The 24,009-nt window shown below is 73.8% G+C and carries 27 protein-coding genes; 21 read left to right on the top strand and 6 right to left on the bottom strand.

The genetic code is table 11. The features are described from left to right. Window positions 1-66: 66 nt before the first annotated feature. The 7 genes from infA to C8046_RS07090 all read left to right on the top strand — a co-directional run bounded on the left by infA (window position 67) and on the right by C8046_RS07090 (window position 3,999). Window positions 67-288, top strand: a complete 222-nt coding sequence (gene infA, locus C8046_RS07120) for a translation initiation factor IF-1 (protein ID WP_109228833.1) — start codon at window positions 67-69, stop codon at window positions 286-288. Between the two features lie 58 nt (window positions 289-346). Then, entirely contained in the window at window positions 347-460 is a 114-nt protein-coding gene (gene rpmJ, locus C8046_RS07115; RefSeq protein WP_015883600.1) for a 50S ribosomal protein L36, read from the top strand. Window positions 461-613: 153 nt separating this feature from the next. Further along, a complete protein-coding gene (gene rpsM / locus C8046_RS07110; protein WP_109228832.1) occupies window positions 614-994 on the top strand; it encodes a 30S ribosomal protein S13 in 381 nt (126 codons plus the stop codon). A gap of 64 nt (window positions 995-1,058) precedes the next feature. Further along, the gene (rpsK, locus tag C8046_RS07105; protein WP_109228831.1) at window positions 1,059-1,466 is read left to right on the top strand and encodes a 30S ribosomal protein S11; all 408 of its coding nucleotides are present in this window, start codon (window positions 1,059-1,061) and stop codon (window positions 1,464-1,466) included. Between the two features lie 119 nt (window positions 1,467-1,585). After that, window positions 1,586-2,596 carry a DNA-directed RNA polymerase subunit alpha gene (locus C8046_RS07100; RefSeq protein WP_109228830.1) on the top strand — a complete coding sequence of 337 codons (1,011 nt, stop codon included), beginning with the start codon at window positions 1,586-1,588 and terminating at the stop codon, window positions 2,594-2,596. A 47-nt stretch (window positions 2,597-2,643) separates the two neighbouring features. Then, window positions 2,644-3,195 (top strand): 50S ribosomal protein L17, encoded by a 552-nt coding sequence (gene rplQ, locus C8046_RS07095; protein ID WP_109228829.1) that lies wholly within the window; start codon window positions 2,644-2,646, stop codon window positions 3,193-3,195. 60 nt (window positions 3,196-3,255) lie between these two features. Beyond that, a complete protein-coding gene (locus C8046_RS07090) occupies window positions 3,256-3,999 on the top strand; it encodes an alpha/beta fold hydrolase (protein ID WP_158277154.1) in 744 nt (247 codons plus the stop codon). Here C8046_RS07090 and C8046_RS07085 read toward each other — a convergent pair. After that, window positions 3,989-4,738, bottom strand: coding sequence for an ROK family protein (locus C8046_RS07085; RefSeq protein WP_109228827.1), 750 nt, complete (start codon window positions 4,736-4,738; stop codon window positions 3,989-3,991). The two genes, C8046_RS07090 and C8046_RS07085, sit on opposite strands and share 11 nt — an antisense overlap. A gap of 31 nt (window positions 4,739-4,769) precedes the next feature. Here C8046_RS07085 and truA point away from each other — a divergent pair, with 31 nt between their 5' ends. Then, window positions 4,770-5,636 (top strand): tRNA pseudouridine(38-40) synthase TruA, encoded by an 867-nt coding sequence (gene truA / locus C8046_RS07080; protein ID WP_109228826.1) that lies wholly within the window; start codon window positions 4,770-4,772, stop codon window positions 5,634-5,636. A 40-nt stretch (window positions 5,637-5,676) separates the two neighbouring features. Here truA and C8046_RS07075 read toward each other — a convergent pair whose 3' ends face one another. Further along, window positions 5,677-6,108: a DUF5709 domain-containing protein gene (locus C8046_RS07075; RefSeq protein WP_109228825.1), complete on the bottom strand. Its 432-nt coding sequence runs from the start codon at window positions 6,106-6,108 to the stop codon at window positions 5,677-5,679. Window positions 6,109-6,511: 403 nt separating this feature from the next. Here C8046_RS07075 and rplM point away from each other — a divergent pair, with 403 nt between their 5' ends. The 4 genes from rplM (at window position 6,512) to C8046_RS07055 (ending at window position 9,718) form a co-directional block, all read left to right on the top strand. Further along, window positions 6,512-6,955, top strand: coding sequence for a 50S ribosomal protein L13 (rplM, locus tag C8046_RS07070; protein WP_109228824.1), 444 nt, complete (start codon window positions 6,512-6,514; stop codon window positions 6,953-6,955). A 58-nt stretch (window positions 6,956-7,013) separates the two neighbouring features. Then, window positions 7,014-7,499 (top strand): 30S ribosomal protein S9, encoded by a 486-nt coding sequence (gene rpsI / locus C8046_RS07065; RefSeq protein ID WP_109228823.1) that lies wholly within the window; start codon window positions 7,014-7,016, stop codon window positions 7,497-7,499. Window positions 7,500-7,514: 15 nt separating this feature from the next. Then, a complete protein-coding gene (gene glmM / locus C8046_RS07060) occupies window positions 7,515-8,903 on the top strand; it encodes a phosphoglucosamine mutase (RefSeq protein WP_109228822.1) in 1,389 nt (462 codons plus the stop codon). 125 nt (window positions 8,904-9,028) lie between these two features. Then, window positions 9,029-9,718: a DedA family protein gene (locus C8046_RS07055; protein WP_109228821.1), complete on the top strand. Its 690-nt coding sequence runs from the start codon at window positions 9,029-9,031 to the stop codon at window positions 9,716-9,718. A gap of 49 nt (window positions 9,719-9,767) precedes the next feature. Here C8046_RS07055 and coaA read toward each other — a convergent pair whose 3' ends face one another. Further along, window positions 9,768-10,712 carry a type I pantothenate kinase gene (coaA, locus tag C8046_RS07050; protein WP_109230814.1) on the bottom strand — a complete coding sequence of 315 codons (945 nt, stop codon included), beginning with the start codon at window positions 10,710-10,712 and terminating at the stop codon, window positions 9,768-9,770. Window positions 10,713-10,861: 149 nt separating this feature from the next. Between coaA and glmS the strand changes: the two genes are divergently transcribed. From glmS to rimI, 7 genes are all read left to right on the top strand, one after another. Continuing rightward, window positions 10,862-12,709: a glutamine--fructose-6-phosphate transaminase (isomerizing) gene (glmS, locus tag C8046_RS07045; RefSeq protein ID WP_109228820.1), complete on the top strand. Its 1,848-nt coding sequence runs from the start codon at window positions 10,862-10,864 to the stop codon at window positions 12,707-12,709. Window positions 12,710-12,743: 34 nt separating this feature from the next. Beyond that, complete coding sequence (locus tag C8046_RS07040; RefSeq protein WP_109228819.1) at window positions 12,744-13,109, top strand: holo-ACP synthase; 366 nt, start codon at window positions 12,744-12,746, stop codon at window positions 13,107-13,109. Between the two features lie 69 nt (window positions 13,110-13,178). Next, entirely contained in the window at window positions 13,179-14,684 is a 1,506-nt protein-coding gene (locus C8046_RS07035) for a bifunctional ADP-dependent NAD(P)H-hydrate dehydratase/NAD(P)H-hydrate epimerase (RefSeq protein ID WP_109228818.1), read from the top strand. A gap of 4 nt (window positions 14,685-14,688) precedes the next feature. Next, window positions 14,689-15,864, top strand: a complete 1,176-nt coding sequence (gene alr, locus C8046_RS07030) for an alanine racemase (RefSeq protein ID WP_109228817.1) — start codon at window positions 14,689-14,691, stop codon at window positions 15,862-15,864. Next, window positions 15,858-16,358: a tRNA (adenosine(37)-N6)-threonylcarbamoyltransferase complex ATPase subunit type 1 TsaE gene (tsaE, locus tag C8046_RS07025; protein ID WP_109228816.1), complete on the top strand. Its 501-nt coding sequence runs from the start codon at window positions 15,858-15,860 to the stop codon at window positions 16,356-16,358. The genes alr and tsaE overlap by 7 nt, the downstream gene beginning before the upstream one ends. Window positions 16,359-16,437: 79 nt before the next feature. Beyond that, window positions 16,438-17,154: a tRNA (adenosine(37)-N6)-threonylcarbamoyltransferase complex dimerization subunit type 1 TsaB gene (gene tsaB, locus C8046_RS07020; RefSeq protein WP_109228815.1), complete on the top strand. Its 717-nt coding sequence runs from the start codon at window positions 16,438-16,440 to the stop codon at window positions 17,152-17,154. A 4-nt stretch (window positions 17,155-17,158) separates the two neighbouring features. Next, the gene (rimI, locus tag C8046_RS19940) at window positions 17,159-18,571 is read left to right on the top strand and encodes a ribosomal protein S18-alanine N-acetyltransferase (RefSeq protein ID WP_158277153.1); all 1,413 of its coding nucleotides are present in this window, start codon (window positions 17,159-17,161) and stop codon (window positions 18,569-18,571) included. A 113-nt stretch (window positions 18,572-18,684) separates the two neighbouring features. On the opposite strand, the gene C8046_RS07010 is transcribed toward rimI, so the two are convergent. Further along, window positions 18,685-19,296 carry a malonic semialdehyde reductase gene (locus C8046_RS07010; protein ID WP_109228814.1) on the bottom strand — a complete coding sequence of 204 codons (612 nt, stop codon included), beginning with the start codon at window positions 19,294-19,296 and terminating at the stop codon, window positions 18,685-18,687. Window positions 19,297-19,380: 84 nt separating this feature from the next. Here C8046_RS07010 and tsaD point away from each other — a divergent pair, with 84 nt between their 5' ends. Together tsaD and C8046_RS07000 are read left to right on the top strand one after the other, a co-directional pair. Beyond that, complete coding sequence (tsaD, locus tag C8046_RS07005) at window positions 19,381-20,436, top strand: tRNA (adenosine(37)-N6)-threonylcarbamoyltransferase complex transferase subunit TsaD (protein WP_109230812.1); 1,056 nt, start codon at window positions 19,381-19,383, stop codon at window positions 20,434-20,436. Between the two features lie 149 nt (window positions 20,437-20,585). Further along, window positions 20,586-21,263 carry a GNAT family N-acetyltransferase gene (locus C8046_RS07000; protein WP_235866200.1) on the top strand — a complete coding sequence of 226 codons (678 nt, stop codon included), beginning with the start codon at window positions 20,586-20,588 and terminating at the stop codon, window positions 21,261-21,263. Window positions 21,264-21,360: 97 nt separating this feature from the next. Here the strand turns inward: C8046_RS07000 and C8046_RS06995 are convergent, their stop codons facing one another. After that, complete coding sequence (locus tag C8046_RS06995; RefSeq protein WP_109228812.1) at window positions 21,361-22,509, bottom strand: glutamate--cysteine ligase; 1,149 nt, start codon at window positions 22,507-22,509, stop codon at window positions 21,361-21,363. Then, entirely contained in the window at window positions 22,509-23,762 is a 1,254-nt protein-coding gene (locus C8046_RS06990; protein ID WP_109228811.1) for a class I SAM-dependent methyltransferase, read from the bottom strand. Before C8046_RS06990 ends, C8046_RS06995 begins: the two co-directional genes overlap by 1 nt. Window positions 23,763-24,009: the final 247 nt, after the last annotated feature.

Below are 24,009 nucleotides of genomic sequence, written 5' to 3'. Positions count from 1 at the left end.
AGCGTGCATCCACGGACGCTGCGCCCCGCCACCACGCGTGGCACAACCGAGAGTTAGCGGAGGACAATGGCGAAGAAGGACAACGTCATCGAGATCGAGGGCGTCGTGGTCGAGGCGCTGCCCAACGCGATGTTTCGCGTCGAGCTGAGCAACGGGCACAAGGTGCTCGCCATGATCTCCGGGAAGATGCGGCAGAACTACATCCGGATCCTCCCCGAGGACCGGGTCGTCGTCGAGCTCACGCCCTACGACCTGTCCCGCGGCCGCATCGTCTACCGCTACAAGTAACACCCGACACTCACGCAAGCCGTCGCCCCCGCAGGGCGCGCGGCGGCAAGGAACGCTCATGAAGGTCAAGCCCAGCGTCAAGCCGATCTGCGACAAGTGCAAGGTCATCCGCCGGCACGGTCGCGTCATGGTGATCTGCGAGAACCTGCGCCACAAGCAGCGTCAGGGCTGAACCAGCCCCGACATCCCGGTGGCACCACCGCCACCAGCACGTCGTCACTGCACTCCGCGAAGTCGGAGCGCACCCCCCGGTCCGGAGGCCGGGGCCCCCACCTCAGGGGGATGACGAGGTGACCGACCTCCGGTTGCACGACGGAGACACCGCATGGCACGTCTTGTCGGCGTCGACCTCCCCCGCGACAAGCGGCTCGAGGTAGCGCTCACCTACATCTACGGCATCGGCCGTACCCGCGCGGACGAGACTCTCGCCGCTACCGGGATCAGCCCCGACCTGCGGGTGCGCGAGCTCGGTGACACCGAGCTCGTCCAGCTCCGCGACCACATCGAGGCGCACTACAAGACCGAGGGCGATCTTCGCCGCGAGGTCGCAGCCGACATCCGCCGCAAGGTCGAGATCGGCTCGTACGAGGGTCTTCGGCACCGCCGCGGCCTTCCGGTGCGCGGACAGCGCACGAAGACGAACGCGCGTACCCGCAAGGGTCCGAAGCGGACCGTGGCCGGCAAGAAGAAGGCCGGTCGCAAGTAGCCGCTGAGCCGTTGCCCGTGAGGGTGACGGCCGGTGGTTCGACGACCTCGACGAAGGACTCAGGATGCCTCCCAAGACTCGCGCCGCTTCCGGCGCACGCAAGACGCGCCGCAAGGAGAAGAAGAATGTCTCCCACGGTCACGCGTACATCAAGTCGACGTTCAACAACACGATCGTGTCGATCACGGACCCCTCGGGTGCGGTGATCGCCTGGGCCTCGTCCGGCCAGGTCGGTTTCAAGGGCTCGCGCAAGTCGACGCCGTTCGCCGCGCAGCTCGCTGCCGAGGCTGCCGCGCGTCGTGCGCAGGAGCACGGCATGAAGAAGGTCGACGTCTTCGTGAAGGGCCCGGGCTCGGGCCGCGAGACCGCGATCCGTTCGCTCCAGGCCACCGGCCTCGAGGTGGGCTCGATCTCCGACGTGACGCCCCAGGCTCACAACGGCGTTCGCCCGCCCAAGCGTCGCCGCGTCTGATCGCCTGAGATGCCGGCGGGTGCCTCGCGCACCCGCCGGCATCCTCACGCCGGTGGCACCACCGCCGCCGGCTCCCGCCACTGACGTCAAATAGCGGACGTCACAGGAAGGAACCACCAGTGCTCATCGCACAGCGCCCCACCCTGACCGAAGAGGTCGTCGACGAGTTCCGCTCGCGCTTCGTCATCGAGCCCCTCGAGCCCGGCTTCGGCTACACGCTCGGCAACTCGATGCGTCGCACGCTGCTCTCCTCGATCCCCGGTGCCGCCGTCACCAGCATCCGCATCGACGGTGTGCTGCACGAGTTCACCACCGTGGACGGGGTGAAGGAGGATGTCACCGAGATCATCCTCAACATCAAGAACATCGTGGTCTCCTCGGAGAACGACGAGCCCGTGGTGATGTACCTGCGCAAGCAGGGACCCGGCGTCGTCACCGCCGCCGACATCACGCCGCCGGCCGGGGTGGAGATCCACAACCCCGACCTGCACATCGCCACGGTGAACGGCAAGGGCAAGCTCGAGGTCGAGCTGACCGTGGAGCGTGGCCGCGGCTACGTCTCCGCCCAGCAGAACAAGGCGTACGACACCGAGATCGGCCGCATCCCGGTCGACTCGATCTACTCGCCGGTCCTCAAGGTGACCTACAAGGTCGAGGCCACCCGTGTCGAGCAGCGCACCGACTTCGACCGCCTGGTGGTCGACGTCGAGACGAAGCACGCGATCTCGCCGCGCGACGCCGTCGCGTCCGCCGGCAAGACGCTGGTGGAGCTGTTCGGCCTGGCCCGTGAGCTCAACACGGCCGCCGAGGGCATCGAGATCGGCCCGTCGCCGACCGACGTCGAGCTCGCGCAGGACCTGGCCCTCCCCATCGAGGACCTGGACCTGACGATCCGCTCGTACAACTGCCTCAAGCGCGAGGGCATCCACACCGTGGGTGAGCTCGTGGCCCGCAGCGAGGCCGACCTGCTCGACATCCGCAACTTCGGCGCCAAGTCGATCGTGGAGGTCAAGGAGAAGCTCGCCGGCCTGGGGCTCTCGCTCAAGGACAGCCCGGCCGACTTCGACCCGTCCCTCGTCGCCGACGCCTACGACGGCGACGACGTGGACTTCGACCCGAACTTCAGCTGACACCCACAACTGCAGGTCGCTGACGCGGCCTCACCCGAGGAGACACCATGCCTACGCCCACCAAGGGCCCCCGCCTCGGAGGCGGACCGGCGCACGAGCGGCACATCCTGGCGAACCTTGCCACGTCGCTCTTCGAGCACCGTCGCATCACGACGACGGAGGCCAAGGCCAAGCGCCTTCGCCCCCTCGCCGAGCGGATGGTCACGTTCGCCAAGCGCGGCGACCTGTCCGCCCGTCGTCGCGTGATGACCGTCATCAAGGACAAGGGCGTCGTGCACGTCCTGTTCACGGAGATCGCGCCCCTCGTGGCCGACCGCCAGGGTGGCTACACCCGCATCACGAAGATCGGTCCGCGCAAGGGCGACAACGCCCCCATGGCGGTCATCGAGCTGGTGCTGGAGCCGCTGAGCCCCAAGCAGTCCACCGTCGCGGAGGCCACGGCCGCCACGAAGCGTGCGGCGAAGAAGAAGGACGACGCCCCGGCCGCCGAGGCGCCCGTGGAGACCGTCGAGGACGCCCCCGCCGACTCCGAGGCCCCGGCCGACGAGGTCGTCGAGGACACCACCGACGAGAAGGCCGCCGAGGCCGACTCCAAGTGATCCACCACGAGGCCCGGACCGCTGCTGCGGTCCGGGCCTCGTCGTATCCCGGGAGGGACCGTGGCAGCACCTGAGGACGCCCGGCGCGACGGCGCCGGCCCGCGCACCCGCGTCGTGCTGGTGCACGGCGTCCGCACGTCCGCGACGATGTGGCGCCGCCAGGTGGAGCTGCTGACCGCCCGCGGGTACGAGGCCGTCGCCGTCGACCTCCCGGGTCACGGGACGCGTCGGGACGTTCCGTTCACGCTGGAGTCCGCGCGGGCGGTGCTCGACGACGCCGTGGCCGGGGCGCCCGGGCGGGTGGTCGTCGTCGGGCTGTCGCTCGGCGGGTACGTCACGCTCCACTGGGCCGCGCGCGGCGGGGCGTGCGACGCCGTCGTGGTCTCCTCCTGCACCGCCAGGCCCGGCGGGGCCGCCCACCGCGGCTTCATCGCGCTGTCGCGCGCGATCGCGGCCACGGGCGGCGGGGCGGACCTCCTGAGCGACCGCGCGGCCAGGCTCGCCGTCGGGGCGGCGTCCGCACTCGACGTCGCCGCGGGCGGGCTCGCCTCGGCCGGTCAGGCCACCACGCTGCGGGCCGTGCTCGCCGCTGATCCGCTCGCCGACGTCGCCGCGCTCGAGGAGCGCGGGCTGCCGCTGCGGTTCGTCATCGGGGAGTGGGACCACTTCCGCCTCGACGAGCGGTCCTTCCGCGCGGCGGCGCCGTCGGCCACCTGGGTGCTGGTCCGCCGCGCCAACCACCTTGTCAGCCTGCACCGGCCCCGCGCCTACGGACGAGCCCTTCTGGACGCGCTCAGCGCGTGAGCGTCCAGGCCCGCACGCCGCCGACGATGCCGGCGGAGTTGGGGACGACGACGACGGTGTCGCCCAGCTTCTCCAGGACGGCGGGCGTGACGCGGCGGGAGTTGCCGCCGCCGAGGTAGAGGCGGTCCCAGGCGAGGACGGGGGAGAGGGCGTCGACGACGCGCCTGACGCGGCGCGACCAGTGCGCATCGCCCAGCCGCAGCCGCTCGTGCTCCCCGATGTAGGCGTCGTAGGTCAGCCCCCAGCGCACGGGCGCCTGGCTGAGCTCGAGGTGCGGGGCGAGCCGGCCACCGTGGAAGATCGCGTTGCCGAGCCCGGTGCCGAGCGTCAGCACGAACTCCAGGCCCGTGCCGGACACCACGCCGCAGCCGTGCACCTCCGCGTCGTTCAGCACGATGGCGGGGATCCCCAGGCGGGCGCGGACCGCCGCCTCCATGTCGAACCCCGACCACGCCTGCAGCAGCTCCGGCACCACGCGCGTGCGTGGGCCCGAGCGGGTGACGTAGTGCGGTGTCGCGACGACGACGCCGTGCCGCACCATGCCGGGCATCCCGACGGTGACGCGGTCGGCGGGCGGCAGCCCGGCCGCCAGCGCCGCGATCTCGTCGAGCAGACGCTCGGGCGGCAACGGGTAGGGCGTGGGCCGGCGGACGGCGGGGGCGTGCATCGTTCCCGAGGCGTCCAGCACGGAGGCCTTGAGACCGCCGCCGCCGCAGTCCACGGCCAGAGTCGACTCCATACCGATCGAACCTAGGGGATAACCTCGGCCGGTGAGTGACGACGACCTGCGCCTGCGCCTCGACGTCGCCTACGACGGGACGAGCTTCTCGGGCTGGGCCGTCCAGCCCGGCCGCCGGACCGTCCAGGGCGAGCTCTCCGACGCCCTCGCCACCGTGCTGCGCACCCCCGTCACCCTGACCGTCGCCGGGCGGACGGACGCAGGCGTCCACGCCCGCGGCCAGGTGGTCCACCTCGACGTCCCGCGCGCGACGTGGGAGGCGGTCCCCGGCCGGAGCGATCGCGCGCCGGAGGAGGCGCTCGTCACCCGGCTCGCGGGGGTCCTGCCGCCCGACGTCGTCGTGTCGAGGGCGACGCCGGCCGCCGCGGGCTTCGACGCCCGCTTCTCGGCGCTGTGGCGGCGCTACTCGTACCGGATCGACGACGGCGCCGACGTCGACCCGCTGACCCGCGCCTGGGTGCTGCGCCACCGCCGTCCGCTCGACGCCGACGCCATGCACGAGGCGGTCCGGGGACTGCTCGGCGAGCACGACTTCCTCGCGTACTGCAAGCCTCGCGACGGGGCGACGACGATCCGCACCCTGCAGGCGGCGACCGTCGGACGCCGCGACGGTCAGGTCGAGGTCGGCGTGCGGGCCGACGCGTTCTGCCACTCGATGGTGCGGTCGCTCGTCGGCGCGCTGCTGGCCGTGGGGGAGGGGCGTCGCCCGGTCGCCTGGCCCCGCGAGGTGCTGCTCGCCGGGAGGCGGGACTCCGGCGTCGCCGTCGCACCGCCCACCGGCCTCGTGCTGGAGGAGGTCGGCTACCCCGCCGATGCCGAGCTCGCGGCCCGGGCGCGGACGGCGCGGGCGGTCCGCGTGCTGCGGACGGACGACGACGGCGCCGCCCACCAGGGGTGAGCGGCGCCGTCGGGATCGTGCGGGTGGTGCGGGTCGGGTCTCAGTCGGTCTCGGGCTCGAGGCCCTGGGCCTCGCGCTCCTCGATCGCGCGGAGCTCGTCCAGCGACATCGTGTGCATCGCCGCCTCCTCCGCGCTCGCGGCGCCGCCGGCGACACCGGCGTCCCGCGCGAAGTTGTCCTGCTGCCACTGCCCGTCGCTGCTCTCCTCCAGCCGTCCGGCGCGGTCGGACTCGCGTCCGTCGCCGGGACCGTCCCACACGTCGGGGACCTCCTGGGCCAGCCGGCGGTCGAGGGGCTCGCCCTGCAGCTCCTCCAGGGCGGTCTCGCCCCAGTGGTCGCGGGTGTCGCGCTCGGGAGGGGAGTAGCTCTCGTCCAGCGGGTCCTCCACGGGCGCGTCGTCGAGGGTCTCCTCCGCGCTGAGCTGGTCGCCGTCCTGCTCCGCGGCCTGTTCGGGATCGATGCGTTCGGTCATCTCCCTACTGTGGCACTCGCCACAGGGGATGGCCAGGACCCCGACCGTGGTCGCCAGCACGGCCCGGCGCGGGCCATACTGGTGGGGCGTACGGGTCCAGCGATCCCTGTCGAAGGTCGATTCACCCCGTGTTTTGACGGGAGCTCGCACCCGCAGTACGCTTGATCGTCGTTGTGCGTTCGCGCGCCAACGCTCCAGGGCCCTCGGTCCCGACCACCACGCGGTGATCGGTGCAGCGGCCCGGACGGGGCGTCAGCAGCGGGGGCCGGTCACGGGAGCAGAATCCCCAGGCCACCAAGCACACGCCGCAACCATCCGGGCACTGCCGGTGGATCGGGTCACGACTCACGTCGGACCGGGAACGCCGCAGGGTCCCCCAGCAAGCGAAACGAAGGCTACGACTGTGCGTACGTTCACCCCGAAGCCGTCCGACGTCGACCGCACCTGGTACGTCGTGGACGCGTCCGACGTCGTCCTCGGCCGCCTCGCGAGCCACGTGGCAAACCTGCTGCGCGGCAAGCACAAGGCGACCTACGCGGCCCACGTCGACAGCGGCGACTTCGTCATCGTCGTGAACGCTGACAAGGTCGCCCTCACCGGCAGCAAGGCAGCGAAGAAGATGGCGTACCACCACTCGGGCTACCCGGGCGGCCTCCGCGCCACCTCCTACACCGAGCTGCTCGCCACCAAGCCGGAGCGTGCCATCGAGAAGGCCGTGGCAGGCATGATCCCCAAGACCAGCCTCGGGCGCGCGCAGCTGCGCAAGCTCAAGGTGTACCGAGGCACTGAGCACCCGCACGCCGCTCAGCAGCCCCAGGCCTTCGAGCTGACGCAGGTCGCGCAGTAACACGCGCGCCGCGGCCGCAACCGGCCGCGTCAGGTGACCAAACCACCCAAGGAGAACCGTGGCTCAGCCGCTGACCGACGAGCTGGACGAGAACGCGCCCAGCAGCTACACCACCGAGACGGCCGCCCCCGTGGCCAACCGTGGTCAGAGCATCACCGCCCCCGGCGCTGCCGTGGGTCGCCGCAAGGAGGCGGTCGCGCGTGTGCGCATCGTCCCCGGCACCGGCAAGTGGACCATCAACGGGCGCACGCTCGAGGACTACTTCCCGAACAAGCTGCACCAGCAGCTCGTGAACTCGCCGTTCACGCTGCTCGAGCTCGAGGACCGTTTCGACGTCGTCGCGCGGATCGACGGCGGCGGCATCTCCGGCCAGGCCGGCGCCCTGCGCCTCGGCATCGCGCGCTCGCTCAACGGCATCGACGTCGAGGCCAACCGCGCGACGCTCAAGAAGGCCGGCTTCCTCACCCGTGACGCCCGCGTCACGGAGCGCAAGAAGGCGGGTCTCAAGAAGGCCCGCAAGGCGCCCCAGTACTCCAAGCGCTGAGCGATCCCGCACCACATGGCGAGGATCTTCGGGACCGATGGTGTCCGAGGCCGTGCCAACCGCGACGTCACGCCCGAGCTCTCGCTCGGGCTGGGCGTCGCGGCGGCGCGTGTGCTGGCAGCACACTCCGACGAGACGGCGGCAGCCTCGGCTGCCGCCGTCGGCGTCGGTGGCCGACCGCAGGGACGGCCGCGCGCCGTCGTGGGCCGCGACCCCCGGGCCTCGGGTGAGTTCCTCACCGCCGCGCTCGCGGCGGGTCTGGCCTCGGCGGGCGTCGACGTCGTCGACCTCGGTGTCCTCCCGACCCCGGCGATCGCGTACCTGACGGCCTCGACCGGCGCCGACATCGGTGTCGTCGTCTCGGCCTCGCACAACCCGATGGCCGACAACGGCATCAAGTTCCTCTCCCGCGGCGGTCACAAGCTGCCCGACGATCTCGAGGACGAGATCGCGGCGCTGCTGCACTCCGAGTGGGAGCGCCCCACGGGTCCCGACGTCGGCCGGCTGAGCCGCGACACGGGTCACGCGGGCGAGGAGTACGTCGCCCACCTCCTGACGACGATCGACACGGACCTCACGGGCCTGCGGATCGCCGTCGACTGCGCGAACGGCGCCGCCAGCGAGGTCGGTCCCGCCGCCCTGCGCGAGGCCGGCGCCGACGTCGTCGTCATCAACGCCTCGCCCGACGGGCGCAACATCAACGAGAAGTGCGGCTCGACGCACCCCGAGCAGCTGCAGGCGACGGTCGTCGCCTCCGGTTCGCAGATGGGCGTCGCGTTCGACGGCGACGCCGACCGCTGCCTCGCGGTCGACGCGGGCGGCAACCTCGTCGACGGCGACCAGATCATGGGCCTCGTGGCCCGCTCGCTCCAGCAGCGTCAGCTGCTCGCGCACGACACGCTCGTCGTCACGGTGATGAGCAACCTCGGGCTGCTGCACGCGATGCGCGACGCGGGGATCGCCGTCGAGCAGACGGCGGTCGGCGACCGCTACGTGCTCGAGCGGATGCGCGAGGGCGGCTTCAACCTCGGTGGCGAGCAGTCGGGCCACATCATCATGTCCGACCACGCCACCACCGGTGACGGCGTCCTGTCGGCGCTCCAGCTCGCGGCGCTCGTGGTCAAGGGTGGCCCGCTCGGCGAGCAGGCGGGTTTCGTGCGGCGGATGCCGCAGATCCTCATCAACGTGGGTGGTGTCGACCGCGCGGGTGCGTCCCGCGACGAGGCGCTGCTCGCGGCCGTCGCTGCGGCGGAGGCCGAGCTCGGCGACGCCGGACGCGTCCTCCTGCGGCCGTCCGGCACCGAGGCGCTCGTGCGGGTGATGGTCGAGGCCGACTCCACCGAGCGCGCCACGCGCGTCGCGGAGGACCTCGCCGACGTCGTCAAGGAGCGCCTCAGCCTCTGAGGGGCCACGCCTCGGGGGAGTCCCCGACGGGGGAGGGACCGCGGAATCCACCCCCGGGCGGAGGCGGTGCCCCGCCGGCGGTGTGAGAGTGAAGCCAGCACACGCCGGCTCACCGATGGGACGTCATGCCCGAGATCTTCGACAGCATCCAGGACGCCGTCCTGGGCGCGGCCGACCAACCCTGGATCCTGCTGGCGCTCTACGCGTTCTGCACCATCGACGGGTTCTTCCCGCCCGTCCCGAGCGAGTCGATCGTCATCGCGCTGGCGTCGCTGTCGATGCACGGTGACGCCGTCTCGCTGTGGTTCGTGATCCCCATCGCCGCCGCGGGCGCCATGTCCGGTGACCTCATCGCCTTCGCGATCGGGCGCCGGATCCCGATCCACCGGCTCCGCATCTTCCGCTCCGGGCGGGGGCAGGCCTCGCTCGCCTGGGCCGAGGCGCAGCTGCGGCGCCGCGGGGGCGTCTTCATCCTGTCGGCGCGCTACATCCCGGTCGGCCGGGTGGCGGTCAACATGACCGCGGGGGCTGTGGGCTTCCCGCTCCGCCGCTTCGTCGCCTACGACCTCGTCGCCGCCGTGATGTGGGCGATCTACAGCACCGTGATCGGCGTCGTCGCCGGCGCGATCTTCCACGACCAACCGCTCCTGTCCGTGGTGGTGGGCGTCGTGGGCGGCATCATCATCGGCTTCGGGCTCGACAAGGTGCTGGCGCGGCTGGGCCACGGCGAGGTCGAGCTGCGGCCGCGCGAGGGCCGGGGGCCGGCGGTCGAGCAGGCCGAGACGGCCGAGCGGGCCGAACCCTCCGAGGCCTGAGCGTCCCTGGCTGCGGGAGCGCCCGTCCGGAACCGGTCGCCGTCGAGGTTCAGAGCTTGCGCAGCAGCACGCGCTGGATGCGGTGCTCGGCGTCCTTCGTCATCACGAGGCTGGCGCGCGACCGCGTCGGCACGATGTTGGCACGAAGGTTCGGTTCGTTGATCCGCCGCCAGATGTCGCGCGCGGTGGCGGTCGCCTCGGCGTCGTCGAGGTCCGCGTAACGACGGAAGTAGGAGCCGGGCTGGGCGAAGGCCGTCCGGCGCAGCCGCAGGAACCGGTCCACGTACCAGCGCTCGATGTCGCGCGCGCGGGCGTCGACGTAGATGGAGAAGTCGAAGAAGTCCGAGACCGCCAGGCTCGCGGCGCCGTCACGCCCCGGACGGGCCGGCTGCAGCACGTTGAGGCCCTCGACGACGAGCACGTCCGGTCGTCGCACGGTGACGGTCCGGTCAGGAACGACGTCGTAGCGCAGGTGGTCGTAGACCGGGGCGTCCACCTCGGGGGCGCCCGACTTCACCCGGGTGAGGAACCGCAGCAGGGCCCGCCGGTCGTAGGACTCCGGGAAGCCCTTGCGCTGCATGAGGCCGCGTCGCTCGAGCTCGGCGTTGGGGAGCAGGAAGCCGTCGGTCGTGACGAGCTCGACGTGCGGGGTCTCCGGCCACCGGCGCAGCATCTCCACCAGCACGCGGGCCGCCGTGGACTTGCCGACGGCGACGCTGCCGGCGACCCCGATGACGAACGGCGTGCGCGTGGCGCGCTCACCGAGGAAGGTCGAGGTCGCGGCGTGCACGCCGCCGACCCCGGCGACGTACAGCCCGAGCAGCCGGGAGAGCGGCCGGTAGACGGTGTCGACCTCGGCCAGGTCGATCGGGTCGCTCATGCCGCGCAGGCGGGCGACGTCGTCGGCGGTCAGGGGGAGGGGGGTGGAGGCGGACAGCCGGCTCCAGTCGCGGCGGTCCAGCTCCACGAACGGTGTGGTGTTGCTCTCGTCCACCCGGGGGGCGCCGTCGTCGACCGCGGGTGCCGTTCCGGCGGCCTCGGCCCGGCTGCTCGACCGGTCGGCGGCGAGGACGGGGACGTCCCCGTGGCGGTGGTTGCTCACGCGGTCCAGTCTGGCCCACGCCTGCGGCTATCGTGTCCCGCATGTGTGGAATCGTCGGCTACGTCGGCCCTGCTGCCCCGTCCCCCCGCCCCCTCGAGGTGGTGCTCGCCGGCCTCGGTCGGCTCGAGTACCGGGGCTACGACTCCGCCGGGGTCGCCCTGGTCACCCCGGAGGGCCTCGTCACCGCGAAGCGCGCCGGCAAGCTCACGAACCTGCTCGGTGAGCTCGAGGCGCACCCGGTCGCCGACGCCACCGCCGCCATCGGTCACACGCGGTGGGCGACGCACGGCGGACCCACCGACGCCAACGCCCACCCTCACGTCGTCGGCAAGATCGCGCTGATCCACAACGGCATCATCGAGAACTTCGCCCCGCTCAAGGCGGAGATGCTCGCCGACGGCGCCACGTTCGCCTCGGACACCGACACCGAGGTGGTCGCCCACCTCCTGGAGCGCGCGTTCGAGGGCGACCTCACGGCCGCGATGCTCGCCGTCGTGAACCGCCTCGAGGGCGCCTTCACGCTGCTGGCCGTCCACGAGGACATCCCCGACGTCGTGGTCGGCGCTCGCCGCAACTCGCCCCTGGTGGTCGGGCTCGGCGAGGGGGAGAACTTCATGGGCAGCGACGTCGCCGCCTTCATCTCCTCCACCAAGCGCGCGCTGGAGCTCGGCCAGGACCAGGTCGTCACGATCACCCCCACGGACGTGGACGTCATCACGTTCGAGGGCGCGCCCGCGCAGGCCCGCGAGTTCACCGTGGACTGGGACGCGAGCGCGGCCGTCAAGGGTGGCTTCGACTCCTTCATGGACAAGGAGATCCACGACCAGCCCAAGGCCGTCGCCGACACGCTGCTCGGTCGGACGGACGAGAAGGGTGCGCTGGTCCTGGACGAGCTGCGCATCCCCGAGACGGTGCTGCGCAGCATCGACAAGATCATCGTGATCGCGTGCGGCACGGCCGCGTACTCCGGCCACGTCGCCAAGTACGCGATCGAGCACTGGTGCCGCATCCCCGTGGAGGTCGAGCTCGCGCACGAGTTCCGCTACCGCGACCCGATCCTCACGCCGCGCACGCTCGTCGTCGCCATCTCGCAGTCCGGCGAGACGATGGACACGCTGATGGCCGTCCGTCACGCCCGCGAGCAGGGCGCCTACGTCCTGGCGATCGTCAACACCCACGGGTCGACGATCCCGCGCGAGTCCGACGCCGTGCTCTACACGCACGCCGGCCCCGAGGTCGCCGTCGCCTCCACGAAGGCCTTCCTCGCGCAGATCACCGCGTGCTACCTGCTCGGCCTCTACCTCGCGCAGCTGCGCGGCACGAAGTTCCCCGACGAGCTGCGCGAGACGCTCCGCGAGCTCCAGGAGCTGCCGCCCAAGATCCAGCAGGTGCTCGACGGCGAGGGCTACGTCCGCGAGGTCGCGCAGGCGATGAAGGACGAGCCGTCCTTCCTCTTCCTCGGCCGCCACGTCGGCTACCCGGTCGCGCTCGAGGGCGCGCTGAAGCTCAAGGAGATCGCCTACATCCACGCCGAGGGCTTCGCCGCCGGCGAGCTCAAGCACGGCCCGATCGCGCTCATCGAGGAGGGGCAGCCCGTGTTCGTCGTGGTGCCCTCGCCGCGAGGCCGCGACCAGCTGCACTCCAAGATCGTCTCCAACATCCAGGAGGTCCGGGCGCGCGGTGCCCGCACCCTGGTGATCGCGGAGGAGGGCGACGAGGCCGTGGTCCCGTACGCCGACATCATCTTCCGCGTGCCCCAGACCGCCACGCTGATGTCGCCGCTCGTCGCCGTCGTGCCGCTGCAGATCTTCGCCAGCGAACTCGCCAAGGCCAAGGGCCTCGACGTCGACCAGCCGCGCAACCTCGCCAAGTCCGTCACGGTCGAGTAGCCGCCGGCGTGGTCGCTCGGACGGAGGAGAGCCGGTGATCGTCGGCGTCGGGATCGACGTCGTCGACGTCGCGCGCTTCCTCGCGACGCTCGAGCGGTCCCCGCGGCTGGCCGAGCGCCTGTTCACCCCGGTCGAGCGCGACCTGCCGCCGGCCTCGCTGGCGGCGCGGTTCGCGGCCAAGGAGGCGATCGCCAAGGCGCTCGGCGCGCCCGGCGGCATGCGGTGGCACGACGCGACCGTCGCCCGCGTCCCCGGGGGAGCGCCGACCGTCGAGCTCACCGGGACGGTGCTGGCCCGGGCCACCGAGCTCGGCGTCGACCGCTGGCACCTGTCGATCTCGCACGACGCCGGGATCGCCTCGGCGTTCGCCGTCGCGGAGCGGCTCGGCACCACGGCCTGAGCGGTCGGATCGGTCCTCTCCCGGGCTGGTCCGGGCAGCTCCGGGCTGGTCCGGAGCACAATGGCAGGCATGCTCACCGCCCACGAGGCCCGCACCGTCGTCGCCGCCGAGACGCCCCTGCTCGACCGGGGCGAGCCACTGATGGCCCTGGCCGCCCGCGCCGTGTCGACGGCGGTGGCCCGCCTGCTCCGTGAGCGACGCAGCCGGGTGGCGGGCGCCGTCGTCCACGTCCTGGTCGGCGGCGGCAACAACGGCGCCGACGCTCTGTACGCGGCCGCCGAGCTGGCCGCGCGGGGCGCGGCCGTCACCGCCGTCCTGCTGGGATCGCGCACGCACGAGGCGGCGGCGACCGCGGCGCGGGCGGCCGGGGTCGCGCTCGTGCCCGCAGACGCCCTGCCCGAGGGGGCCGGACGCGCGGCCGCCGGGGACGCCGTCGTCGACGGGATCACCGGCATCGGCGCCGAGGCGGGGCTGCGGGAGCCGGCCGCCTCGTTCGTCGCCCGCCTCGTCGACGCGCTCGCCGGCGCGGACGGGGGGCGGCGACCGCTCGTCGTCGCCGTCGACGTCCCCAGCGGGGTGGGGGTCGACGACGGCCGCCTCGTCGGACCCGTGCTGGCCGCCGACCTCACCGTGACGATGGGCACGGCCAAGCCCGGGCTGCTGCTCCCGCCCGCCGCCCTGCTCGCGGGGGAGGTCCTCGTCGTCGACCTCGGGCTCGACCTCGCGGGGGCCGACCCCGCCGTCGTCCGTCTGGAGCGTGGCGACGTGGCTCGCCTCTGGCCCGTGCCGAGCCCCCGCGACCACAAGTACTCGCGCGGCGTCCTCGGCGTCGTGGCCGGCTCGGCCGGATACCCGGGCGCCGCCGTGCTCGCGACCTCCGCTGCCGCCCCGCTGGTGGGGATGGTGCGCTACCTCGGCCCCGACCGCGCGGCGGATGCCGTGCTGGCCCGGCACCCGGAGGTCGTGCACGGCGACGGCCGGGTCCAGGCGTGGCTGGTCGGCAGCGGGATCGGCACGGACGACGACGCGCGGCTCGCGCAGGCGCGCGACGCGCTCGAGCGGGGACTCGCCGACGGGCTCCCCGTGGTGGTCGACGCCGGCGGCCTCGACGTCCTGCCGGAACGCGTCCCGGCCACGGTGGTCCTCACCCCGCACGCCGGCGAGCTGGCGCGACTGCTCGCCGCGCGCGGGCACGACGTGACGCGTGAGGAGATCGAGGAACGCCCGGTCGAGCACCTCCGGCTCGCCGTGGCCGCGACGGGCGCGACCGTGCTGCTCAAGGGGGCGGTCACGCTCGTCGCCGGCCCCGGGACCCCGGTGCACGCGCAGGCCGACGGTACGTCCTGGCTCGCGACGGCGGGGGCCGGCGACGTGCTCGCGGGCGTCGTCGGGGCGGTGCTCGCGGGCGCGTCGGACCGGTGCCGCACCGATGCCGCGGCGGTCGCCCCGCTGGTGGCGGCTGCCGCGCTGCTGCACGGGCGGGCCGCCCGCCGGGCGAGCGGCGGCGGCCCGATCGTGGCCGGGGACGTCGCCCGCGCCGTCGGTGCGGTCATCGCGGAGATTCTGGAAGACTGACCCCGTGAGCACCTTCCCCGCCCGAGCGGTCGTCGACCTCGACGCCATCGCCGGGAACGTGGGACACCTGGCGTCGCTCGCCCCCACCAGCGAGGTGATGGCGGTGGTCAAGGCCGACGCCTACGGGCACGGCCTGGTCGCGTCCGCGCGCGCCGCCCAGGCGGGCGGCGCCACCTGGCTCGGGGTCGCCCAGCTCGCCGAGGCGCTGACCCTGCGCGCGCACGGCGTCACCGGCCGCATCCTCACCTGGATCTTCGCGCCCGGCGCACCGCTGGAGAGCGCGCTCGCGGCCGGTCTGGACGTGTCGGTCGGGGCGCCCTGGGCTCTCGAGGAGGTCGTCTCCGCCGCCCGGTTCTCCGGCCGGACCGCCCGCGTGCACCTCAAGGTCGACACCGGGCTCGGCCGGGGCGGGATGTTCCTGGACTCCTGGTCGGCCGTGCTGGCGGACGCGTTGCGCGCCCAGGCCGACGGCGCCGTCGAGATCGTCGGGGTCTGGTCCCACCTCGCCTCGGCCGAGGACGTGACGTCCCCCGTGACCGACGCCCAGCTCGCGGTCTTCGTCGAGGCGGTCGCCCGCGCGGAGGCCGGCGGGGCGCACCTCGAGGTGCGCCACCTCGCCAACTCCGCCGCGACGCTGGTGAACCCCGCGATGCACTTCGACCTCGTGCGCCCGGGGCTCGCCGTCTTCGGGCTCAGCCCGATCCCGGGTCGGACCCCCGCCGAGCTCGGTCTCACCCCGGCGATGCGGCTCGAGGCGGAGATCATGCTCGTCAAGGAGGCCGTCGCGGGTCAGGGCGTCAGCTACGGCCACACGTACACGACCGACCGCGCCACGCTGCTGGCCGACATCCCGCTCGGCTACGCCGACGGCATCCCGCGCGCGGCGAGCGGGGTCGGCCCGGTCGACGTCGACGGTCGTCGGCTGACGGTCGCCGGCCGCGTCTGCATGGACCAGTTCGTGCTCGACCTCGGGCCCGACAGCGACGCCCGGGCGGGTGACGTCGCCGTCCTGTTCGGACCGGGTGACGACGGCGAGCCCACCGTCGGGGACTGGGCCGAGGCCACCGGCACCATCCCCTACGAGATCGTCACGCGGCTCGGCGCCCGGGTGCCCCGGGTGTTCGTCGGGTCGGCCGGCCGGCCGGCCTCGGAGCAGCGCGCGCAGGAGTCGGCGTGGTGACGGCGGACGAGGGCCTGGTCCGCGTCCACCTGGTCGACCACGAGGCCACGACGGCGCTGGGGGAGCGGCTCGCCGCGGTGCTGCGCGCGGGCGACCTCGTGATCCTCACCGGTGACCTCGGCGCCGGGAAGACCACGCTCACGCAGGGCCTCGGCCGTGCGCTCGGCGTCCGCGGCCAGGTCGCCTCCCCGACCTTCGTCATCGCCCGCGAGCACCCCTCGCTCGCGGACGGCCCCGCCCTGGTGCACGTGGACGCCTACCGGCTCGGCGGTCTCACCGAGCTCGACGCGCTCGACCTGGACGCCTCCCTCGAGGACTCCGTCACCGTCGTCGAGTGGGGTGCGGGGCTGACGGAGACGCTCAGCGACGACCGCCTCGAGATCGCGATCGACCGTGCCCGCGGCGACGCCGTCGACGCCGGGCGGCAGGTCACGGTGCGGGGCGTCGGCGCCCGGTGGGCGGGCGTCGACCTCGCCGCGGCCCTGGCCGGCTGAGCCCTCGCCGTCGGACGGCAGGCGGACGGCGGTCGGGCGATCGACCGGCCCCCGCCCGCCAGCGCCTAGTCTGGAGGGCGTGAGTGACGTCATCCTCGCGCTCGACACCTCGAGCGGAACCCGCGTGGCCCTCGTCTCCGACGGAGACGTGGTCGCCGCCCGTTCCACCGAGGATCCCCGCGCGCACGCCGAGCACATCGCCCCCCTCGTCGCCGAGGTCCTGGCCGAGGCCGGCCTGACGCCGGAGGACCTGGACGCGATCGCCGTCGGCACCGGACCCGCCCCGTTCACGGGGCTGCGGGTCGGTCTCGCGACGGCGGAGATGCTGGCGCTCGCGACCGGCGTCCCCGTCTGGGGCGTGCCGAGCCTCGACGCCTGGGCGGCGGGCGCCCTCGCGGCCGACCCCGCGCTCACCCGGGTGTTCGTGGCGACCGACGCCCGCCGTCGCGAGGTCTACACGGCCGCGTACGCGCGCGACGAGACCGCCCCCGGCGGGCTGCGCCGCGAGGGCGACCTCGCGGTCCACCGTCCCGTCGTCGACGGCGCCCCGGTGCCGAGCGTCGGGACCGCCGCGGCGCTCTACCCCGACGCCTACGGCGAGGCCGTCCCCGGCGGCACGCAGCTGCAGCCCGAGCACCTCGCCCACCTCGCGGCGGCCCGCGTCGCCGCCGGCGAGCCCGTGCCGCTCACGCCGCTGTACCTGCGACGCCCCGACGTCCACGGCGTGCCGGGGGCACTCGAGACGTCCCCGCCCGACCTTCCCCCCGCCCCGACCGTCACCACCCCGAAGGACTGACCCGATGCAGATGCGAGCGCTGGAGCCGCGCGACCTCGACCGTGTCGAGGAGCTGGAGCCCGAGCTGTTCGGCGTCGGCGCCTGGTCGCGGCAGACCTACGTCGACGAGCTCGCCCGCGACGACCGCACCTACCTCGCGGCGGTCGACGACGACGGCGCGCTGCTGGGCTACGGCGGAGTCGCGCTCGACCCCGAGTGGACGATCATGACCGTCGGCGTCGCCCCGCAGGCGCGGCGGCGGGGCGTGGCGACGGCCCTGCTGGACGCCCTGCTCGCCGCGGCCCGCGAGGCCGGCGCGCGCGAGCTCTTCCTCGAGGTGCGGGCCCACGACGGCGGTGCGCAGCAGCTCTACCGCAACGCCGGGTTCGTGCGGGTGGGGCTGCGCAAGCGGTACTACCAGCCCGAGGGGGCGGACGCCGTCGTGATGCGGCTCGACCTCGTGCGCCGCGTCGGTGTGGTCGGCGCCGAGACGACCGCGGGGTCCGACGGCGAGGGCGCCCTGGGCGACCACGCCGGGATCGCGGACGAGCGCCCGGCCGACGGGGCGGGCGGCCGGCGGGACGGCGGCGCGCACGCGCCGGTGTCCGCGCGCGAGCGCGTCTTCATCGACGTCGACGCCGCGCACGACCTGATCTGGAGCGAGCATCCGCCGGTGGTGCTCGACGTGCGCTGGGCGCTGGGGCAGACCGACGGCTCGGCCGTCTACGTGCGCGGCCACCTGCCGGGCGCCGTCTACGTTGACCTCGACGCCGAGCTGGCTTCGACGCCCTCGCCGGAGGAGGGGCGCCACCCGCTGCCCACCGCGGAGGACCTGCAGGCGACCGCCCGCCGGTGGGGCATCGACGACGGCTCGACCGTCCTGGTCTACGACGACACCGGTGGGACGTCGGCCGCGCGCGCGTGGTGGCTGCTGCGCTGGGCGGGGGTCGCCGACGTGCGCATCGTCGACGGCGGGCTGCGCGCCTGGGTCGGCGCCGGCCACCACCTCGAGGACGGCTTCGTGCGGCCCCGGCCGGGCGCCGTCGTCGTCCGTCCGGGCGGGCTGGCGACGGTCACGGCCGACGAGGTGGCCGACTACCCGGGCGTCCTCCTCGACGCCCGCGACCACGAGCGGTTCACGGGCGCCGTCGAGCCGGTCGACCCGCGCGCCGGACACGTGCCGGGGGCGCGCAGCGCCCCGACACGCGGCAACCTCACGCTCGACGGCTGGCTGCTGGAGCCCGAGGACCTGGTGGCGCGGTTCGCCGGGCTCGAGGTCCGGCCCGGTGTCGACGTCGCCGTCTACTGCGGCTCGGGCGTCACCGCGGCGCACCAGGTGGCGGTGCTGGCCTCGATCGGGGTGGAGGCGGCGCTGTACCCGGGCTCGTTCTCGCAGTGGGCCAACGACCCGGAGCGCGAGGTCGCAACGGGGGACTGAGCCCGCCCACCCCCACGAGGGGGTACTTAGCGCCCCTCGAGGGGGTGCTTACTGCCCCACCAGGGGGCACTTACTGCCCCGCGCGGGATCGATCCCAGCGCGTCCGGGCGTCGTCAGAGGACGGCGACGGCGTCGCTCGCCTCGAGGCGAGCCGCGCGGGGGTGGATGCCGCCCTCGGCTGCCTCCCACCCGACGTTCAGCACGAGCTGGCTGCGCCAGCCCTGGTCCGCCAGCAGGTCGGCGTCGACGCCGGCGGTGTCGAAGCCGCCCATCGGTCCGACGTGCAGCCCGCGCGAGCGCAGCGCGAGGACGAGGTAACCCACCTGGATCAGGGCGTTGGTCCGCGCCATGCCCTCGCGGCGTTCGGCCTGCGGCTCCAGCGACTCGGCCAGTCCGGTGCGGTGCGGCGCGAGGACGTCGAGGTGTGTGTGGAACGCCGGGTCGGACGCGGCGACGACGGTGAGCGGCGCGGCCAGCGTCTTGGCGCGGTTGCCCTCGCTCATGTGGGAGGCCAGGCGCTCGCGCTGCCGGCCGCGGGGGACGACGGCGAGCCGGAGCGGGGAGGTGTTCATCGCCGTCGGGGCCCAGCGCAGGAGGTCGTAGGCCGCCTGGATCTCGGCGGGGTCGACCTCACGCTCGGCGAAGGCGTTGACGGAGCGGGCGTCGCGGAAGAGCAGGTCGAGCGCGGCGTCGTCGAGGGCGAGGGGGGACGCGAGAGTCGTCATGCTTGAAACAACAACCACCCGCGCGGCGAGGATTCCGCCGTGTGACGGCCCTCACACGGCGGACGCCGAGTAGGCTCGGTGGCCGTGACTGAACCGCTGGTGCTGGGCATCGAGTCGACCTGTGACGAGACCGGGGTCGCGCTCGTGCGTGGGCGCACCCTGCTGGCGGACGTGACGGCGTCCTCGATGGACGAGCACGCGCGCTACGGCGGCATCGTGCCGGAGGTCGCCTCCCGCGCCCACCTCGAGGCGCTCCGCCCCACGATCACGCAGGCGCTCGCCGCTGCGGAGGTGACGCTGGCCGACGTCGACGCGATCGCCGTCGCCTCCGGACCGGGTCTCGTCGGCTCGTTGACCGTGGGGACGGCGGGGGCGAAGGCGCTCGCGCTCGGCCTCGGCCTGCCGCTCTACGGGGTGAACCACGTCGTGGGGCACGCGGCCGTCGACGAGCTCGTGCACGGCGCGTTCCCCGAGCGGTTCCTCGCCCTGGTCGTCTCGGGCGGGCACTCCTCGCTGCTGCTCGTGAACGACATCGCGACCGATGTCGTCGAGCTCGGGCAGACGCTCGACGACGCTGCCGGTGAGGCGTTCGACAAGGTGGGCCGGCTGCTCGGGCTGCCCTATCCGGGCGGTCCGCACGTCGACCGGCTGGCCAAGGAGGGCGACCCCCGCGCCATCGCGTTCCCGCGCGGCCTGTCGAAGGGGCGCGAGCTCGCGCGGCACCCGTACGACTTCTCCTTCTCGGGGCTCAAGACCGCCGTCGCGCGCTACATCGAGGGCCGGACGGACGCGGGCGAGGAGTGGTCGAAGGCCGATGTCGCGGCGTCGTTCTCGGAGGCTGTCGCCGACGTGCTGGTCACCAAGACCCTCCGGGCGTGCGCCGAGCACGACGTCTCCACGCTCGTGATCGGTGGCGGCTTCTCGGCGAACTCACGGCTGCGGGAGCTGGCGGCGCAGCGGTGCGAGGAGGCGGGCGTCGAGGTGCGGATACCGCCGATCCGGTACTGCACGGACAACGGTGCCATGATCGCCGCGCTCGGGTCGGCGCTGGTGCGGGCCGGCGTCGCGCCGTCGCCCCTCGACCTCGCGGTCGACTCCTCGATGTCGCTGTCGCTGGTCGCCGTGCCGGCGCACGCCTGACGCCTCGCCCCGCCGCGCAAGCCTCGAGGGGGTCCTTTCCGCCGTACGCGGGGGTGGTTCCAGACGTACGCGGGGGTGGTTCGCGACGTTCACGCGAGCGATCGCGCCGACGACGCCGCCCGGTCGCCGTCGTTGACAGGATGGGGACCATGTCGAGCCTCGCCGCCCTCTGGCCCGCCTCGGCGCTGCGCGCGACGGCCGGCGACCTCGAGCTGCGCTGGATCGACGACGACCTGCTGGTGCGGCTCGCCGATCTCGCCTCCCGCGGGATCCACGCCGACGACGCTATGCCGTTCACGTTCCCGTGGACGCGGGGTGGACCGGAGCAGGTGGCCCGCAGCGTCGTGACCTACCAGTGGGGCGTGCGCGGCGCCGTCGGGCCGGAGCGGCTCACGCTGGAGCTCGCCGTCCTCCTGGACGGGGAGCCGGTCGGGATCCAGGCGGCGAGCGGCTCGGCCTACGGGGTGCGGCGCAGCGTCGAGACCGGGTCGTGGCTCGGCGGCGAGCACCAGGGCCGCGGCCGCGGCCGACGCATGCGGGTGCTGATGCTGCACCTGATGTTCGCCGGGCTGGGGGCGCGGGAGGTGACGTCGACGGCGTTCGCTGACAACCCGGCGTCGTGCGCCGTCTCGGAACGGGTCGGCTACGAGCTCAACGGCGAGGAGCTCACCGTGCGCGAGGGCGAGGCGGCGGTGCTGCGGCGGTACCGGATCACGCGCGAGCGCTGGGCCGCGTCGGTCGAGGAGCACCGGAGGCTGCTGGGCGCGGACGTCGAGCGGCACGGCGTCGACGGGGTGAGGGCGCAGCTCGCGCTCGGGGAGGGCTGAGCGCCCCGGTCGCCGGGCGATCGACGGGAAGTGCCCCCTGGAGGGGCGGGAAGTGCCCCCTGGAGGGGCGGGAAGTACCCCCTCGTGGGGCGGCCCGTCAGAGGGGCGTGCCCGCCCGCATCTCCCGCACCAGCGAGCTCACGACGGCGTCCAGCGCCCCCGAGGACCGGCGCGCCACCGCGCGCTGGCGCTGGTAGGACGCCCCGCGACGCATGATGACGCGGAGGTTCTCGAGGTCCTGCGCGCACCCCAGGCGCTCCGCGACGGGCGCGAGCGTCTCGATCCAGCGCGAGACGGCGTCGCTGACCAGCTCCTCGTCGCCCTCGGCGTTGAGGATGATGATCGCGTCCATGCCGTAGCGGGCCGAGCGCCACTTGTTCTCCTGCACGAACCACGCCGGCATGTGCGGCAGCTCGAGGCCGTCGTCGAGCATCGTGGAGAAGTGCTCGATCGCGCTGTGCACGAACGCGGCCAGCGCCCGCAGCTCGAGGATCGACGGCGTGCCGTCGCTCACCCGCACCTCGATGGTGCCCAGGTGCGGCGCCGGGCGGATGTCCCACCGGACCTCGTCGAACGCGTCGATGACGCCCGTGTGGAGCATGTCGCCCGCGTACTGCTCCAGCTCGGGCCAGGTCGCGAGGTCGAACGGGAGCCCCGCCGTCGGGAGCTGTTGGAACATCAGCGCGCGGTTGGACGCGTAGCCGGTGTCCTCCCCGCCCCAGAACGGCGAGGAGGCCGAGAACGACTGCAGGTGCGGCAGCAGCGTCATCATGGCGCGCATGATCGGCAGCACCTTGTCCCGGTCCTCGATGCCGACGTGGACGTGGACGCCGTAGATGAGCATCTGCCGGCCCCACCACTGGGTGCGGTCGATGAGGGTCGCGTAGCGCTGCTTGTTGGTGACCTTCTGCTGGTTCCACCGCGCGAACGGGTGCGTCCCGGCGCACATCAGCTCGACGCGCAGCGGATCGGTCACGGCGCGGACCTCGGCGATCGCCCGCGCGAGGTCGTCGGCCGCGCCGCCGACCGTCTCGTTGATGCCGGAGATGACCTCGATCGTGTTGAGCAGCAGCTCCTGCTTGATGTGCGGGTGCTCGGCGGCGCCCTCGGGCCGGACGGCGTCGAGCACGACCTCCGCGACCTGGCGCAGGTCGCCGGAGTCGACGTCGACGAGCGCCAGCTCCCACTCCAGCCCGATCGTGCCGCGGCGGGAGGTGGCGAACGGGATCTCGCGCGGTGCTGCCATCAGGACTCCTCGGACGGGACGGCGGGGCTGGGGGGATCGGGCGTCGTCGGCCCGGTCGGTGCCGGGCGCTCGACGACGAGCACGCGCGGGGCGCCCGCGATCCTCGTGAGCACGATCGTGGCAGAGGCGTCGCCCCGCAGGGCCAGCTGGGTGCGCAGACGCGCCGGGTCGAGCGCCGAGCCGCGCTTCTTGATCTCCAGGACGCCGACCCCGCGCTCGCGCAGGTAGGTCTTGAGGCGCTTGAGGGAGAAGGGCATGTGGTCGAGCACCCGGAACGCCGTGGCGAACGGCGTCGCGGCGAGCGTCGGCGTCGTGACGTAGGCGATCGTCGGGTCGATCAGGTGGCCGCCGAGGTCGCGTGCCACCCGGGCCACCAGGCCGGCGCGGATGACGGCGCCGTCGGGCTCGTACAGGTAGGACCCGAGCGGTCCCGCGTCGGCCTGCTCGACGGCGTCGGCCGGGTTCCCGGCCTCGGCGAGCGTCGTGCCGGTGCCCGCGCCGTCGATCACGAGCGCCGACCGCCCCGCGCCCTCGGGGGCGAGGTCCCCGAACCAGAGGTTCGCCTCGACCACGTCGCCGCCGACGCTGAGCCACTGGGCGTGCGCGTCGGACGGGATGTCGCGGTGGGCCAGGCCCGGGCCGAGCTTGAGCCCGACGCGCGGGATCCGGGTGCGCAGCTCCAGGAGCCGGTCGACGGCGGGGGAGTAGTCCGCGAGCTCGTGCAGGCGGCGCCCGGAGGTGGTGCGGCGGGCGGGGTCGGCCCAGACGCCGTCGATCCCGGTGAGGTCGGCGTCGAACGCGTCCCCGGTCACGACGCGCGCCTCGGGGAGCTGGCGGAGGTTGATCGAGGCGACCATCGCCGTCGCGGGATCGCGTTCGACGGCGAGCACCCGCATCCCGAGCCCGGCCAGCGCCATCGAGTCGGCGCCGATGCCGCAGCCGAGGTCGGCGACGTGCGTGGCGCCGGCGGTGCGGAAGCGGTGGGCGTGCCGGGCCGCGACCGTGAGGCGGGTCGCCTGCTCGAGCCCCTCGGGCGTGAACAGCATGTCCTGGGCGAGGTCCCCGAACTTGGCGACCGCCCTCGCCCGGAGCCGCGACTGGGTCAGGGCGGCCGCGACGAGGTCCGCGTCGAGCCCGGTGTCGCGCAGCGCGGTGCCGAGGGCGAGGGCCTGCGCGGGGTCGTACGGGGGGAGCTGGGCCAGCAGCGCCCACCCGGCGGGGTCGACGAGGGGCTCGATGCTGGCGGGTTCCACGGCTCGATCCTTGCAGACACCCGCCGTGGTCAGGTCGTCGGCCCGGGGACGTCCGCATCGCGTCCACGTCACGTCCGCATCGCGTCCGAGGGGCGACGGCGCTGGCACTCGCCTTGACCGAGTGCTAATGGCTTCCTAGAGTGGTGGCGGAGCCGGGCTGGACCCGGCACCGGTCGTACCGGACCTGACCGCCCGACCCCCGCGACGGCGGGCGGACGAGCCCGGGACGACCAGACCACTGTTCTTT

Source organism: Serinibacter arcticus, assembly GCF_003121705.1.
GTDB lineage: Bacteria > Actinomycetota > Actinomycetes > Actinomycetales > Beutenbergiaceae > Litorihabitans.
This window is presented reverse-complemented; position numbering and strand designations above follow the sequence as displayed.